Source organism: Motilimonas sp. 1_MG-2023 (assembly GCF_030547455.1).
Classification (GTDB): domain Bacteria; phylum Pseudomonadota; class Gammaproteobacteria; order Enterobacterales; family CBDFNC01; genus Motilimonas.
Window position 1 is genome coordinate 1 of record NZ_JAUOPX010000013.1, and the last position, 15111, is coordinate 15111.

General features: G+C 40.9%; 15 protein-coding genes. 3 read left to right on the forward strand and 12 right to left on the reverse strand.

The features are described 5' to 3' along the window. Positions 1-614: 614 nt before the first annotated feature. The 9 genes from Q4519_RS08790 to Q4519_RS08830 all read right to left on the reverse strand — a co-directional run bounded on the left by Q4519_RS08790 (position 615) and on the right by Q4519_RS08830 (position 7901). Positions 615-1778 (reverse strand): HNH endonuclease, encoded by a 1164-nt coding sequence (locus Q4519_RS08790; protein ID WP_303511654.1) that lies wholly within the window; start codon positions 1776-1778, stop codon positions 615-617. Positions 1779-2080: 302 nt separating this feature from the next. Beyond that, positions 2081-2317: a hypothetical protein gene (locus Q4519_RS08795; protein WP_303511656.1), complete on the reverse strand. Its 237-nt coding sequence runs from the start codon at positions 2315-2317 to the stop codon at positions 2081-2083. A gap of 2 nt (positions 2318-2319) precedes the next feature. Next, complete coding sequence (locus Q4519_RS08800; RefSeq protein ID WP_233051741.1) at positions 2320-3429, reverse strand: ExeA family protein; 1110 nt, start codon at positions 3427-3429, stop codon at positions 2320-2322. After that, complete coding sequence (locus Q4519_RS08805; protein ID WP_303511659.1) at positions 3401-5161, reverse strand: hypothetical protein; 1761 nt, start codon at positions 5159-5161, stop codon at positions 3401-3403. The genes Q4519_RS08800 and Q4519_RS08805 overlap by 29 nt, the downstream gene beginning before the upstream one ends. Before the next feature lie 2 nt (positions 5162-5163). After that, a complete protein-coding gene (locus Q4519_RS08810) occupies positions 5164-6120 on the reverse strand; it encodes a hypothetical protein (RefSeq protein WP_303511661.1) in 957 nt (318 codons plus the stop codon). Continuing rightward, the gene (locus tag Q4519_RS08815; RefSeq protein ID WP_303511663.1) at positions 6117-6770 is read right to left on the reverse strand and encodes a helix-turn-helix domain-containing protein; all 654 of its coding nucleotides are present in this window, start codon (positions 6768-6770) and stop codon (positions 6117-6119) included. The genes Q4519_RS08810 and Q4519_RS08815 overlap by 4 nt, the downstream gene beginning before the upstream one ends. Next, positions 6767-7105: a hypothetical protein gene (locus tag Q4519_RS08820; RefSeq protein WP_303511665.1), complete on the reverse strand. Its 339-nt coding sequence runs from the start codon at positions 7103-7105 to the stop codon at positions 6767-6769. The genes Q4519_RS08815 and Q4519_RS08820 overlap by 4 nt, the downstream gene beginning before the upstream one ends. Continuing rightward, positions 7098-7583: a hypothetical protein gene (locus tag Q4519_RS08825; RefSeq protein WP_303511666.1), complete on the reverse strand. Its 486-nt coding sequence runs from the start codon at positions 7581-7583 to the stop codon at positions 7098-7100. The genes Q4519_RS08820 and Q4519_RS08825 overlap by 8 nt, the downstream gene beginning before the upstream one ends. Before the next feature lie 84 nt (positions 7584-7667). Next, entirely contained in the window at positions 7668-7901 is a 234-nt protein-coding gene (locus Q4519_RS08830) for a hypothetical protein (protein WP_303511668.1), read from the reverse strand. Positions 7902-8052: 151 nt separating this feature from the next. Between Q4519_RS08830 and Q4519_RS08835 the strand changes: the two genes are divergently transcribed. The 3 genes from Q4519_RS08835 to Q4519_RS08845 all read left to right on the forward strand — a co-directional run bounded on the left by Q4519_RS08835 (position 8053) and on the right by Q4519_RS08845 (position 9935). After that, complete coding sequence (locus Q4519_RS08835; RefSeq protein ID WP_303511670.1) at positions 8053-8673, forward strand: helix-turn-helix transcriptional regulator; 621 nt, start codon at positions 8053-8055, stop codon at positions 8671-8673. A 10-nt stretch (positions 8674-8683) separates the two neighbouring features. Further along, positions 8684-9136, forward strand: coding sequence for a hypothetical protein (locus tag Q4519_RS08840; RefSeq protein WP_303511672.1), 453 nt, complete (start codon positions 8684-8686; stop codon positions 9134-9136). Between the two features lie 328 nt (positions 9137-9464). Beyond that, entirely contained in the window at positions 9465-9935 is a 471-nt protein-coding gene (locus tag Q4519_RS08845; RefSeq protein ID WP_232803786.1) for a SulA-like leucine-rich domain-containing protein, read from the forward strand. A gap of 88 nt (positions 9936-10023) precedes the next feature. Here Q4519_RS08845 and adk read toward each other — a convergent pair whose 3' ends face one another. The 3 genes from adk to htpG form a co-directional block, all read right to left on the reverse strand. Further along, on the reverse strand, positions 10024-10668 hold the full coding sequence (gene adk / locus Q4519_RS08850) for an adenylate kinase (RefSeq protein ID WP_232803787.1): 645 nt from the start codon (positions 10666-10668) through the stop codon (positions 10024-10026). 116 nt (positions 10669-10784) lie between these two features. Then, the gene (locus tag Q4519_RS08855; protein WP_232803788.1) at positions 10785-12851 is read right to left on the reverse strand and encodes a diguanylate cyclase; all 2067 of its coding nucleotides are present in this window, start codon (positions 12849-12851) and stop codon (positions 10785-10787) included. A gap of 261 nt (positions 12852-13112) precedes the next feature. Then, positions 13113-15023, reverse strand: coding sequence for a molecular chaperone HtpG (gene htpG, locus Q4519_RS08860; RefSeq protein WP_303511675.1), 1911 nt, complete (start codon positions 15021-15023; stop codon positions 13113-13115). Positions 15024-15111 lie beyond the last annotated feature (88 nt).

Consider the following 15111-nt stretch of genomic DNA (forward strand, 5'->3'; position numbering starts at 1 on the left):
GGCTCATATCATTTCCTTAATCTATTGACGTTATTGTCTCAAAATTAAGTGTCCGATGGGATTAGACCAGAACACCCTTGCATCACAAAGAATTAACGAGGTGAGCAGGAAATCTTGCTTTAGCGCAGGCGTAGGCCTGTGACATTAGGATTCATTGTTTCTCGATATCTACCTTAAGACTTTTTTTGAACAGTGGATTCAGATAGTAATGCTTTTTTGTTGCCGGTTGGGTGAATTTAACGACTAGAAGTATAGACTTAGAATGAAAAATGGTACTAAGTGTGACAAAGAAGACCTTTCCTTGCGCTTATGCACTTCGCATCAAAATCAAACCATGTTTAATACCTGTTTAAATCGCGTCAGATTTGTTCAACTATTTTCAAATGCGCCATAGATGAAACCGCTTACAATGGCGCTCAGGCGTTTTTCTATATTGCCGTGTGTGCCGTCATTTGGTCGGGGCCAACATGTAACATCATTTAGCACCAACCCGTAACACTGTTGATAATTGGAAGGCATTAAATACAGGCTTCACGAAAATTGGAGGTCGCAGTTGCGACCGAGGGAGAATGGTCGTATCGAGCCTTTGTAAAAAGTAGTAATTAAAAAGAGAACTATTTCCCTAACCGCTTGAGTTGTTCCAGAGTTAACACTTCAGTAGAAGGCTGTTTAATCACTTGGTTTTGGATGTCTGTGAGTACTGCTTTTGCGAAATTATCTAAAGTTTCATTTGAAAGTTCTTGGCGAGCAAGTTGAGCTTCGGCAGCTCTATCAATTGTGCTATTCAATGCTACCTTTTGATTTAATTCTAAAATATCTTCTTTTAGGGCTAACTTTGCCTTTTCAAGGCTAGCTTCGTTGTAACCTATATTCTCAATAATGCTACGGATTGATTTACTATTAAAGTCGATATCAATATCTATTCCTTCACCACAAATTGGATCTATTTGATAACATTTTTTTATTTCACCACCATTCCACATGCTGCTTAATTTTGCACTAAATTGCATATGGCCGAACAGCCTTAAACCACAAAACACTAATTTTGACTCAGGGTCGGCCCAAATAAAAATAAGATGTGAAACTTTACAAGTCAGTTGATTTGAAGGAAATTCCGAGTTGTAGTCATAAGACAAAATAATTGAATCTCTAGCGCTAGTATCACCCTTTATATAGTTTATTATCTCATCAGTAGCCCCATCCCTTAGTCTTGCAGGGGCACAAACAGTTGCGAGATAAGTTAGCATCATCTTAGCTATGGAGCGAAAGAATAGTTCTCCTCCCATTTCAAAATTTATAGTAGTTGGTTCGCGAAGGTAATCAGTTACAACTTCAATTTTTATATCTGACATACTATCTAGTGGTCGACCATATTTTTTCTCTAAATTTTTCACTAGGTAGTTAGCTTCATTTAAATCCCTTGCTCTGATATCAACTTGAACGGTATTGTCGTCCTTTTCTTGACATAAAAAAATAGGTTTAGAAAAAGAAGGTAGGCCCCCAGGTTTTAAATAAAATTGATGCCCATTCATCACCCCTGCATTTTTTATCGTGCTTGCAGATTTATTCCGGCCTGTTTTTATGCCAACTATGTTGGAAATATATTCAAACGATTTTGAAAAATATTTGTCTATTTCGTCACCGAAATGATTATTACATTTTTGGCAACAAATATTTTTGGATATTTTTTTACCTCCTAAAGAAGATAATATGGCGTGTTCTTCCGAACCTTTGCCTAAGTCAAACTCCTCATCGGAGCAATAAACACATTTTATCATATCGTACCTATAAATTTATCTAAGTTGTTCAAACGCTGCATGGAGACACTTAAATCATGTTTTGAGTTTGATTATAATGCTCACCTCATTTTTTTGCATACGGTAAAGCGTCTCAACTAGTTCATTGATCTGGTTTACGTTAGTTTGTGACAAAACAGAACGAATTACGCTTCAGGTAGGGCATCAAAATCAAACCATGTTTAATACCTGTTTAAATCGCGTCAGATTTGTTCAACTATTTTTAAATGCGCCATCGTAAGCAGAAGATATAAAACCGCTTACAATGGCGCTCAGGTGTTTTTCTATATTGCCGAGTGTGCCGTCATTTGGTCGAGACCAACATGCAACATCATTTGCACATTTGTCAGCATATGCGCTAACGCAACGGGTGATATCACATGTAAGTCATCTGAGGATTCGATGAACTGGGTTATCAGCTCTAGTGACTCTAATCCAGCTTCTATGTTACTCAGGCCGTTCCCACCATGAAAGACCATACCACAATGCTTGCTCAGCGCTTGTTGTAATACACTATCCATGATTAGCATTCCTTTACGATATCAGCGGTGACAAGTGGCTCATCAAGCTCTTGTGCTAAATTCATTGCGTTTGATACAAGATTATTAACAATTTGCGGGTACATCATGCTTAGGTTCCCTTGTTTACGCGTTAGTCGTTGTTTAATGGCTTCAAAGCTGTCGGTGGTCATTATTTTTTCCCACTGACCACCCGAGCGTTTAAATTTATGAGCTAGATAAGGTTGTATATCAATGCTTAGGTCGTCCATGTGCTCAACCATGCAACGGCGGATAAATTCACGAAGCGAATAAAACTTACCTTCATTAAGCTTGATTCCAAGCTCTGTTTGCCCAATCAAAATGATACCTAACAGCTTTGAGAAGCCATCTTCTAGTTCCCAAAAACGTTTTAAATACTTCAATACGGGAACCGACAAGTCATGCGCTTCTTCAATGATCATCACATGACGCTGGCCCCCTTGAGAGGCCGTGCGCAGCAAGCTTTCAACTTGTCTCGCTTTGGCTTCCATCGACCGCTTAGGAGAATCACTACTGATGTCCGCAATGATGGCATCACATAGCCCGCCAGCAGTCGCACTAGTTTTATCAATAATCCGAGGCTGAATGATGGATACATCACCATCATGGTTTAGATCTTCAATTAGTTGTTTTCGGAGTACGCTTTTTCCCGCGCCCGATTCACCAATCAAGGCTAAGATTCCTTGGTTTCTTGCAGCATCACGCATTGCTGCAAGTACATAGCTATTGCCGTCGCTTAAATACACGTCCTTAGCTTCTCTAATATCGTTAATAAAAGGGTTTCTAAACAGCTTAAAGTGCTTAAGGCTGGCTTGTGTTAACATAGTGGTCTCCGAATCAAAATCATACATAGGTTGTTGTTTTTGGAGGCTCGTCTGGTCAGGGTTGGCGGACTCTGACCAGACACTTCCTGTTTCTAATTTATGCCGAGATAAAAAGGCATCCACTTCTTCAATAAATTGCATTCGTTTTTTAACTGGCAAAATACCGTGATGCAGTGCTTTATGAACAATGGGGTAATGAAAGCTCATCTCCGCAGCAAGATCACTAATTGTTAACCCTGCATCAAAGAGCTGTTGCTTGAGCGGTAACATTTTTCACCTCCATTTCTTCGACAAATTGATCCAATTGAGCGCTAGTTACGCCATTGGGATATTGTTGTTTAAGTATCTTCTTATACGCTGTTAACGCAGCGCCTTTCACGCTTAACTCTGAAGCTAAGTGCTTCCATGCCTGAATATCACTGAGAACAACCTCATTAACGTGTACTGCTTCTAGCCGATGTGGTGTGCCTGGACGTTGCATAAAATGTGGTGAGCACTGCTGTTCTACATCTGCCATAGGGTTAATGTCGCCACTAAATGCAATAGCTCCTCGCTTGCCTTTGCGGGCTTTTTTTATCTCAAGGGGATCGCTTGTTCCCCAAGCAGCTGTATCCATCTGCTTTCTATTTTTTTGAGGTCGTGTTTCTGCGATAGCTTTGCGCATTTCCCCGTAGACAGGAGCGTTAACTGGGAAGCCTGCTTCATCTTTTTCGGTAGGCTCAACCACATAACTATGTAATTCACCATGTTCGTCCGCGACTTCAACATCGATTGCAGGGCAGCGATACAAGTTCACACTAACAAAGACTTTTCCGCCAGCATGAACATTGCTTAAATGATGTAAAGAATAGGTCATTGACCCTAGGCCTTTTTTTGGTACAAACGTAATGCTCAGGTCATTAGCCTTCACAGTTCGTTCAACTCTTCGGGTTTGAGCAAAACTTTGGATGACCGACATGTCTGGGGCTATCCTTAACTGCTCAGGGCTAATTGTCTGCCATAAGCCGTAGCGCGTTTTTTTATGGCGAGTATGGATGGCATTACTTTGGAAGCCTACTGACCATTGAGTCGCCATTTTGTTCAGCTCATCCACATTGTTAACAGCCATGAACGCCAACCGAGACTCAAATTTTTTCTCAATGACATTGTGCATGCTTTCGACTTGACCTTTAGCCCAAGGCTTGCCCGGCGTGTGCGCTTCATGCTGAATATCCAGCTTATCCAATATACTTTTCGTTACCGTTGCTTGGTTAGCTGATCCTGCATCCCAAATCAACATATACGGGATACCATGTAACAATTCTGCGTCTGAGCGTTTGGTGAACGCTTCGATTAAAAATTGGGTGATGGCTTCTACCGTTTCACCTGGCGACATGATGTAGCTCAAGTGAAAGGCCCCACTATAGTGGTCTGTTACCAAATACCTTAGCACCCGATCATTCTTAATATTTTCAATATTTTGAGGTTTATTTTTATAAAATTCGCTTTCCTCCATTACCTGTAAACCGTCATTTTTTTTCAAGTAATAGAGCACGCACAGCGACACATCAAATTGCCAAACATGGTTTGGGTGACGACTGCTCATGGTACGGGTAACTGGGCGAGCCTTAATTTGCTTAGGATGAACGCCAAAATCTTCCATCTTTCTCAGCATGGTTTTAGCCGAACATTTTTCACTAAGCTTGCCGTTTGCAAAAGCAATATCAATAGCGTCTTCAACAGACATTAACGACTTATTATTTTGACGCTCTGACTGTAGGATAAGGTTTGAGACCCAAGCAGCTGATGCTTCATCAATTTTCGAGACCCCCTTATCCGAGCGAGGCTTACGGCTAGATTGCCATCCTATTTGACCAAGCTTTTCGTAAATAGAGCTTGTCGCTAAGTTAAGATGTTTACTAGCCCGTTCAATAATACTGCCTTGCTTGCCATGTGTTGCCGCATCTAACTCTTTGGCTATATGCCCAAGATACCGCACTTGATACAGTTGTGACTCGGTCATCATTACTCATTTACCCCTTGATATAACGCAAGCTCGCTATTCAGTGCATCAATAACAGTTTGATCAAGGCCTAGGCTGGCGCTCCCTTCCATTAAACGAGAGACTATTTGTTGCATTGTTGATTCATACTCTGTGTCTAAATCGCAAGGGTGAGATGAGTCTTGTACCGCTCTTACAGCATCTTCAAACGCAGCAAGTCCTGAGAAAACGGCAAATTTAGCATCAAGTAAAGCTTGGCTAAGGGATTGATTCTTTTGTTCTTCAAGCTGTTTTAACCTTGCTGGAGTGCCTTTTCCTTTTGCTTCTTCAAGTTCCAACTCAAGCTTAAGAAATTTTTTATTTTTGCTCTCAAGCAGTTGATCTGCTGCTTTTGACTTTTGCTCCAGAGATTTTATTTTGTCGTTGAGCGCATTAGCTTCAGCGCGGTGCTTCACGGCCATTTCTTCAATGATATCCAACGCCTCTTCTTTGTCAGAAACCTTCAGACTGTCGCCATCTACTAAGGCCTTGAGCTCTTCTTCCGGTAGTTTGCGCAGTTTTCTAAAGTCTCTCACTCCCATACCGATAGCTGTCAGAGACTCGAAAACTTGTTCTCCAAAATAGTCAGCATTTTTTAACCTTTCATCTAAAGATGACTTTGATGCACCAATCAAAGAGCAAAACTCCTCCCAAGTGCCTGTTAAAATTCCTCCGTCGGGACTTTTTAAACCTTTTAATGATTTGTAACCCTTTGATTCTTTTACTTTACGCAATGTGACAATATTGACGACGGAGGAAAAACCAGCGATAGCCTGTGCCATTTGAGCTCGACCAGCGAGCATACCTATTGATGCGATAGCGCTGTCTCGACTGCCTGATGCTAGATTTTGGACAATGGCATCTAAGTGCTCTTGCTCACCTTCTTGATTCTGCTCAAGCTGCTTTTGCTGAACAGCTTGTATTAATTCATTGCTATTCATATCAATACCTCTCCGGTCATTTGTTGATAATCCGTTTCAATTTTTTTTACTTGAGCGAGGGTTTCTCGCCTATGCTGATGTGCTAGCTCCAGTAACTTGCTTGAGATAAACCATTTTTCTGTTCTGCCATCGACAGCGATACTTTTAAGCCAACCCAATCGCTCCCAAGTACACAGCAATCGATAAGTTGTTGAGCGTGAATAGCCTGAAAGGTATTGCAGCTCATCCAGCGTTTTACCTGCTAGATCCTTAGTTGCAACAAGGTGAAAAAGATTAACCGCTTTAACTGCCACATCTGAGCGCTGCTTTTTTTGAAAATTAAATTCCATATGTTCATCCTCCGTCATCGGAAAATAATGGCTTTGGGTGGTTTGGCTAAGAGCATTGCGTCTATGCTGATGTGCAAATTTCAATAATTTATCCGACACCCGCCAGCACTCAGAACGTCCGTTAATAGTGCTTGTCTCAAGCCACTCCAAGTACTGCCATGCTGATAGCACTCGATAAACAGTTGAACGCGGCAACCCTGAGTGCTTCTGCAACTCTGCCAGCGCAATCCCACGTTGACCGCATTCAGCAACCAGCTGGAATAAAGCTTCTGCTTTGACTAACGTTTCAGCATTTTTAGCTTTAGGGATTTGTAAGCTCATTTAGCCCCCCTTAAACCTTTCAGATAGCGATTGAGCCCTGATTTGCTGGGAGCCCTATAAACGCCAAATTTTGCCTTTAATAGCTTCAACATCTCGGTTTGGGTCATGTAATGTTGATTTAAGATGAAAGCCTCGACATCAGCATCCTGCTGGATCTTGCTCGGCTTGGGTTTTCGATAAGCATTTTCGCAATAAGGCTTTGTTTGCTTTACCTGTGAGCGATTAAGCCCTATCTCATAATCTTGCTGTGCTTGATTAAGTAAATGCTTGGCTTCGTTTAACGTCAGCCCTTCAAGAAGCTTCTGAATTGCTAAGCTTAAATATTCGTTATTCATTGTCGTCTCCACATAAATCAAGTTGTGGTTGGCTATGTTGCTCTACGTTCTTGTGATGCCAAGCAACGCCCTCCATTAATTGATTTAACGCTGCGATTGTCTCCGCTTGGTTTGCTACTCCCTCATAGAATGACAGCAGTAGTGTGATGCCCTGTGAAAATGAAGCGTGCAATACATTAATATCAACAGGTTTAACACTTCGGCCCGTAGGTATATCAATGAGTAGTTTGTGAGCTGCATGGCCGAGATAGCGGGTGACAAAATCAGCACCGCAAGTCTGCTCTAAAGGGCGAATCATTAAAGCTGGCAAGCGACCTGACTCCATCCATTTGTAAATGATCCATTTATTAGCAAGGCCCATCCCATCGGCCACGCGATCAACGCTGAAGTTTTTCTTTTTTCTAGCCACTTCTAAACACAGCTCAATAGCATGAGGAATAGAAACCGCTTGGTGTTTTTGTAGACTAGTTCTAGTCATTGGAAATCCCTCTGAAATTGTGATTAAGCACATTCCAAATACAGTTATTAATTGCGCTTTTCTGTTTCAATTAAATCACTATGATTAAACTGCTTGCTTCAATTCAGGGAGTTCAGATATGCCAGATGCCATGATTAGTTTTTCGCGTAGTGCTTTGCCTTTAGGTCCATTCCAAGTACCAACTAAACATGACATAGCATTTTGCTGCTTGATGTCATTACTGCCGCACCATGATGACAGCGATGACCCTTTGAGAATGAAAGCCGCTCGAACTTGGTTATATAGCTCACGACTTGGTTGCAATGTATTGACGTTCATTGTGATACACCTCATTATGTGTTTGATATATGAATTATTAAGATGATAAGCACCTAATAATGTGCAATATAAAAACCTTATAAGGTTCTGTCAATACCTTTTTATGCGCGAATGGCGCAATATTTTTCACACAAACACCCAAAGAGGTCTTATGAGCTTAGTAAGTGAGCGTTTAAGAGACGTTATTGATGACCAAAAATTATCCCTCAAGGAGGCATCAATACACACAAAAATTCCATACCGTTCATTGCAGAACTATGTTTCTGGAAAGCAGTTACCTGGTGCAGAGGCTCTAATTAGACTTCACGATACATTTGGGGTTGATCTCAACTGGCTTCTCACTGGTAAATCTCAGCGCACGATGTCGCAGGGTTCTGATTTAACTACTGAAGAGATCAATCCCCAGCTCGTTAGTGATATCACTATGCAGTTGAAAAAAAGTCATAAAATGTACCAACAACCAATCGTAAAAGTGGCAATTGATACTTTTTCAAAGGTTTACAATCATGTATGCCATATTTCAGATTCTAGTGAACGGTGGACGAGCATTGATAAGGCAATAGGGCTGCTAAAGCTTACTGCTAATAATTCTATGCAGGAAAACGCAACAGGAGACCTTAGAGAAAGTCTAGAAAGAGGTAAAAGTAAGATCATTGAACAACATGGTTTGCAGCACGAAAACCATGAACAATCAGAGCAGAACTCTGTAAATCAAAATTTCAATTCTTCAGTTGGGCAAGTATCTGGTAGAGATATTATCAACAAGAAATAAGGAATAATCTGTGGAACAGGTATTTAATCGTGAAGTAAATCAAGTAGCAGGACGGGACATTGTAAACTATTACAACGATGGCCATACTATTCAAGATATGACTGAGTCAACACTGAAACGCTTACTTGAACAAGAATCCCGACTAAAACGATTTACCTGGTTAAAGCTGACGTTTGATAAGTTCAGATTACTATCACTTGCGTCCTTAGCTATATCTGTCGTTTGCATTTTCACTGCTATTTCGGAGCCTATCGAACTCAACTCTTCATTGATCATAGCCGGAGTACTTTCACTTTGTTGCATGTCGCTATTTCATGTTTGCTATATGAAAACTGCCGTAAAAAGTTATCAGTGTCTTTACCTTGAAGCCATAAACAATGTGCTAAAGATTCGGCGGGAATTAGTAGCAAGAGCAACTAGACAAAAAATTGCCCAAAGGATCGCCAAAGAGAAAGCTAATTAATTGGTGAAAACTTGGGATTACCGTCCCAAGTTGGTTTTAGATAATTTTCGATTTTCCGACCAAATTCCACATTTATCGTGTCTTTTCCTAATATTTATCGTGTCTTAGATCAACAAATAACTGGCCAATAAGGCACACAGATGAATGCAGTTCCGATGATGACGAGCAATAAAACATAGCTATTTACCCTCTCACAAAAGTGCAAAGATCCGAACCATTCAATTAGATCACATTTTTTGTGTTTTTTTTGCACAGCTGACTTGACCAACAATTTATCTCGATATACTGTATACACATACAGCATGTATATTTAAACAAGAGGCGAACTATGCAGCTCATATCTCATTCATTATCTCAGCCAAATCTTAAGTCAATGACAATCGATTTTTCCAGTATGATCAATAAATTGGATGAGAAAAGAGCCTTTTCCGAGCAGCCTATCTATCAGCGTGCACGCCATGACTCTCTGCTCAATAAATTAATACACTATGGTCAGCAGCCGGGTTGGCTTGTCTTTATTGATCCCCCAGCTAAATTAAATTTACCGCTGTTGGCTAGCTTAGGTTTGGACTGCCAAAAAATATTATGCATCAAATCACATCAGCAACTTAGTAAGGTACGGTGCTTAGAGTTAGCATTGCAATCTACACACACGCGTTTAGTAGTTTGCAGTATTGACGGCTTAGAAAGTGCAAGCTTGTCAAAGTTAAAAGCGGCTGCTCGCATAGGCATGGGCTCGGCTATTTTTCTGGATGGAAACGATATTGCTCAAGCGCAGCAAACAACTAGATTACATTAGAGACCTAAGTAGTCTAATTCCCCCATACATTTCTATAGGCATAAAAAAACCTCCACTAGGGAGGTTTTTTATTAGGTATTATAAATAATTAACCAAGGATATTTGCCAGCTCTTGGCTAACGGCATCAACACTTTGTGTACCGTCTAATTTGTAATACTTGCTTAAACCCGCTGCTGCATCTTTAGTGTAAAAGTCTACCAGTGGCTTAGTTTGTTCGTGGTAAATAGCTAAGCGCTTACGTACTGTTTCTTCCACATCATCAGGACGGATCGCAAGGTCTTCACCTGTTACGTCATCTTTACCTTCCACTTTTGGTGGGTTATAAACAAGATGGTAAACACGACCTGAGCCAGGGTGAACACGACGGCCACTCATGCGTTTAACAATCTCTTCATCAGGCACGTCAAATTCAAGAGTGTAATCAACGTCAATGCCATTTTCTTTCATTGCATTGGCTTGTGGGATCGTACGTGGGAAACCATCAAGTAAGAAACCCGCTTTGCAATCTTCTTGTGCAACACGCTCTTTAACCAGGCCGATGATTAAGTCATCTGATACGAGTTGGCCAGCATCCATTACTTCTTTTGCTTTTAAGCCTAATTCGGTACCGGCCTTAATGGCTGCGCGTAACATGTCACCAGTAGAGATTTGTGGCACATTGTACTTTTCCATTATGAATTGAGCTTGTGTACCCTTGCCTGCCCCTGGCGCGCCTAAAAGAATAATGCGCATAAAAACTCCCCTAATATTATTTTGTGCTTATAGTTTAAAAATTTAGAAGCAGCAATTTACACTGCTGCTTAGAATTACTCAAGTCTATGGCCAAGTTAAGCCTGTTAAACCTTAGTCTAACGTTGTCGTACATGGCGGTAATGATCTTGCTTAACACTATACATATTTTGATCCGCTACATTGTATAGCATTGAAAATGCGGTATTTTCTGTCGATGCGTAACCGATACTGCAACTAAACTGATCAAAACCACCAAGCACATCAAAAGCAAAATCAACACGAGGTTGCTCTTCTAACAACCGTTTATACAGTAACTGGTTTTTCTCTAATTGTTCATTCGTCAGAATAATCGCGTATTCGTCTCCACCCAAACGGTAGCACTTGTCTGTTATCCCAGCTGCACAATATCGCAGTAATTCGGCCACTTTAATCAGTAACTGATCTCCGACTTGGTGACCTTTATTATCATTTACCTGTTTTAAGCCATTCACATCGATGATAAATAAGCCAACTTCAGCATCTAACTGGGTCGCATAAGCTTCTAAATCATCATCAAAAGCTTTGCGGTTGGAGAGACCCGTTAGGCTATCGGTATTCGCTAAATAATCGAGTTCTTGGGTTAATGCGCGGATCTCTAGAAAGCTACTAAGCTCTTTGCCAAACAGCAATAACCATTGTGAATACTCTATTGCAGGCATTTTATTAACAGCTAACCAGCCAACTGGCTGTTGACTACTGCCAAGTCGTAATACTGGCACCCCACTGTCTAGTGAACAAATTCCTTGTTGCCAAGCTTCATCGCCCAGCTGGTTAACTTCGTCTTGCATTGCGACGAGATCAAAATGGGCAGAAGTTGATTGCAACATAACTTCCCCATTGCCTCTACCATCTGCAAGATACAAAGCAAATTCCATTTTATCAATCGTCAACTGCAAGTTATCTAATGTCAGGATCGCAACATTCTCATTGCTCATGGCATTTTGTAATGCACGGCGATATAAAATCACCCGTTCAAGTACGGTATTACCTTCTTCCACTAATCGTAACGTGTGTTCTAGCTCTGCTGTGCGCTGCGAAACCTTATGCTCGAGCTCTTTATTTAACTCTTCGACCCGGTTTAAGTATTTTTCTCTTAGCCCATCGGCATTAATCAACTCTTTATTCTTTTGCTTTAAATGAATAACTTGATGCCCTATCGTACGCTTCATTTCCATGATCAACTGATAGACTTGGTTGAACTCAAGAATAAAAAATCGATGCCGTTGTGGCGCATTAGAATCGGACTGGAAATCACGGATTAGCGTGTAAAGTCGGCCAAGGGTTTTTGAAATCAATCGAGAAAAAAGGATGGTAATGAAAAGTGCGATGCTAAGAGCAGCTATTTGTACACTGAGTAACGGCGCTAATACTGCTTCGACCTCTTGAACAAGGCGCGCTGAAGGCTCAGCTAACACTACTTTAAGTTCAAAAGGGTTAAAGTAACCTTCTGGTTGTTCCGATACCACAAAGTCATAAAAGTTTTGCTCATCGGGGCTATTCCAATAGTCGCCACCTATCCACTTTTCACCCAAGTAAAATGCAACACTAAATTCAGGGACGACAAGTCGTAGCACTTGGCTAAAACTGTCAATTGAAACTAAAGCCAACAAATAACCTGTATGCCGTTCATTAACATCATTTAATGGCGTGATAAGGGCTACACCGTATGGATTAGCCGCGTTTGGAACTAGTTTTGGATTGCTGTAATGAATAAATCCACTGTGCTCCAATAAACCGCCCAACCCTTTAAACTGCTTCAAAAAATTAGCTTCTTGTACATCATCGACACTAGCACCAATACCGGTTATAACTTGGCCTTGCGCATCCATAAAATAAAGTGAATGAACCCCGCGGTAGGTATTCGTAAACTGCCTAAACGCATTATTTATGATCCTTGGTTGAGTATGCTGTATATCACTTTGTCCTTTCTCTTTTGCGAGATAACTCAGACTTGTCCCTAACATCGATATGTGATTAATCAACTTTTCACCAGCTAAACGCGCATGTAAAGCTAAGTTGTTTTGCGCGGCCTTTTCAACTGCGGCATAGGTTTGTTTGTATTGCATAACGGCAACGAAGCTAGCAGGTGCAATCGCGACAGCAAAAATCATTAATACAGCAAATACAGGTAGCCTTATTTGCATAAGCAATAGTTCCACAGCTGATTTTGAATAACATACATCAAAGCGCATCCTTGCGTTATGTTGCGTGATTTGAATTTAACACCGCTCACTAAGTTACTAGGCTTAGTTCATTGCACACTTAAATGAGAGCGATTCTTGAGTAATTTAATCACTTCTAAGTATAAGAGATTCGGTAAAAATTGGCGTGACCCACTGCACTTATCTTTGTTTCGCAATAAAAAAGGGAGCATTTAGCTCCCTTGGGTAAGTATAGAAATGAATTTACTTCATCAGTAGTGTATTTATGCGGCTTACAAACTCTGATGGATCATCTAAACTGCCTTTTTCTGACAATACCGCTTGCTCAAGTAATAGATTTAACCATTGCGCAAATGATTCTTCATCTTGAAGATCAGCTACATGCTTGACCATCGCATGATCTGGATTTAACTCAAACACCGGCTTTTGCTCAGGTATTGTTTGACCAACAGATTGCATTAACTTAATCATCTGAGTACTCATGTCTTGAGCGCCAGCAACAATACAAGATGGCGTATCCGTTAAACGGTGAGTCAGACGAACTTCGGCTACTTTATCGCCTAACGCCGTTTTAGCTCGCTCTAAAAAGCTTGCAAACTCAGTTTCTTGCTTCTCTTTTTGCTCTTTCGCTTCAGCATCTTCTAAATCGCCAAGATCTAAATCCCCTTTGGTCACAGATACTAGCTGCTTACCTGCAAACTCATTTAGGTGGCTCAGTAACCATTCATCAATGCGATCGTACATCAAGAAGACTTCAATGCCCTTCTTGCGGAAGATTTCTAAATGCGCAGAGTTTTTCGCGGCATTAAAACTATCAGCAGTAATGTAATAGATCTTTTCTTGGCCTTCTTTCATACGCTCAATATACGCATCAAAAGAAACATTTTGCACTGCCTCATCAGTATGAGTTGAAGCAAAACGCAATAATTTTGCAACTTTCTCTTTATTGGCGAAATCTTCAGCAGGCCCTTCTTTTAACACTTGACCAAATTCTTTCCAGAACGGCTGGTATTTTTCTTCATCTTTAGCAAGTTTGTCCAACATCGACAACACTCGTTTACTGCAAGCATTACGCAACTTAGTTGTCACTTTAGTATCTTGCAGAATTTCACGTGACACGTTTAGCGGCAGATCGTTCGAGTCCAGCACACCTTTAACAAAACGCAGGTATGTTGGCATAAACTGATCAGCGTCATCCATGATGAATACGCGCTGTACATAAAGTTTCAAGCCGTGTTGTTTCTCGCGATTCCACATGTCAAATGGCGCACGCGCAGGAATATACAATAAGCTTGTGTACTCTTGTTCACCTTCAACTCGGTTATGAGACCACTTCAGTGGATCCTCAAAATCATGGGAGATGTGCTTATAAAATTCTTTGTATTCTTCGTCAGATATTTCGCCTTTACTGCGAGTCCACAGTGCGGTTGCTTTGTTTACCGACTCCCAATAACCTGGCTTAGCTGGAATTTTCTCACCATCAGGGCCCTCTGTTTCAGGCTCTTCTGCTTTCCACATCTCTACAGGAATACTAATATGATCAGAATATTTACTCACTATTTGACGTAATTGCCATTCGTTAAGTAAGTCTTCCTCGCCCTCACGTAAGTGTAGGATGATTTCAGTACCACGATCTGCCTTAGTAATATCGGCAACCGTGTAGTCGCCTTCACCAGCAGACTGCCATTGCACGCCCTGATCGTGGCTGACACCAGCAGCACGCGTATTTACGGTTACTTTATCTGCTACGATAAAAGCAGAGTAAAAACCAACACCAAATTGACCAATCAGCTGCGAGTCACGAGCTTGGTCACCAGATAGCTGGTTAAAAAATTCTTTTGTACCTGATTTTGCAATCGTTCCTAAGTGCTCAATCACTTGATCACGAGTCATACCAATACCATTATCGGCAATGGTGATGGTCTTAGCGTCTTTGTCGAAACTTAAACGAACTTTAAGGTCACCATCATTTTCGTACAAGGTGTCATCTGATAATGCTTTGAAACGCAGTTTGTCTGAAGCATCTGCGGCATTAGACACTAACTCACGAAGGAAGATCTCTTTGTTACTGTACAAAGAATGGATCATTAGCTGTAATAATTGTTTTACTTCGGCTTGAAAGCCATGAGTTTCTGTATGTACGGCGTCTGTCATCTTACGTCTCTTATTTTACAGGGTTTAACACTAGGACTAAGGTGGGGTTACAGTGCAAAGGTTTCAAGGGAAAATTGATAAATTTTCC

Bases quoted from the DNA above. Each gene is read 5' to 3' on its own strand.
- Q4519_RS08790 (WP_303511654.1), bottom strand. From the start codon at position 1,778: ATGATAAAATGTGTTTATTGCTCCGATGAGGAGTTTGACTTAGGCAAA.
- Q4519_RS08795 (WP_303511656.1), bottom strand. From the start codon at position 2,317: ATGGATAGTGTATTACAACAAGCGCTGAGCAAGCATTGTGGTATGGTC.
- Q4519_RS08800 (WP_233051741.1), bottom strand. From the start codon at position 3,429: ATGTTACCGCTCAAGCAACAGCTCTTTGATGCAGGGTTAACAATTAGT.
- Q4519_RS08805 (WP_303511659.1), bottom strand. From the start codon at position 5,161: ATGACCGAGTCACAACTGTATCAAGTGCGGTATCTTGGGCATATAGCC.
- Q4519_RS08810 (WP_303511661.1), bottom strand. From the start codon at position 6,120: ATGAATAGCAATGAATTAATACAAGCTGTTCAGCAAAAGCAGCTTGAG.
- Q4519_RS08815 (WP_303511663.1), bottom strand. From the start codon at position 6,770: ATGAGCTTACAAATCCCTAAAGCTAAAAATGCTGAAACGTTAGTCAAA.
- Q4519_RS08820 (WP_303511665.1), bottom strand. From the start codon at position 7,105: ATGAATAACGAATATTTAAGCTTAGCAATTCAGAAGCTTCTTGAAGGG.
- Q4519_RS08825 (WP_303511666.1), bottom strand. From the start codon at position 7,583: ATGACTAGAACTAGTCTACAAAAACACCAAGCGGTTTCTATTCCTCAT.
- Q4519_RS08830 (WP_303511668.1), bottom strand. From the start codon at position 7,901: ATGAACGTCAATACATTGCAACCAAGTCGTGAGCTATATAACCAAGTT.
- Q4519_RS08835 (WP_303511670.1), top strand. From the start codon at position 8,053: ATGAGCTTAGTAAGTGAGCGTTTAAGAGACGTTATTGATGACCAAAAA.
- Q4519_RS08845 (WP_232803786.1), top strand. From the start codon at position 9,465: ATGCAGCTCATATCTCATTCATTATCTCAGCCAAATCTTAAGTCAATG.
- adk (WP_232803787.1), bottom strand. From the start codon at position 10,668: ATGCGCATTATTCTTTTAGGCGCGCCAGGGGCAGGCAAGGGTACACAA.
- Q4519_RS08855 (WP_232803788.1), bottom strand. From the start codon at position 12,851: ATGCAAATAAGGCTACCTGTATTTGCTGTATTAATGATTTTTGCTGTC.
- htpG (WP_303511675.1), bottom strand. From the start codon at position 15,023: ATGACAGACGCCGTACATACAGAAACTCATGGCTTTCAAGCCGAAGTA.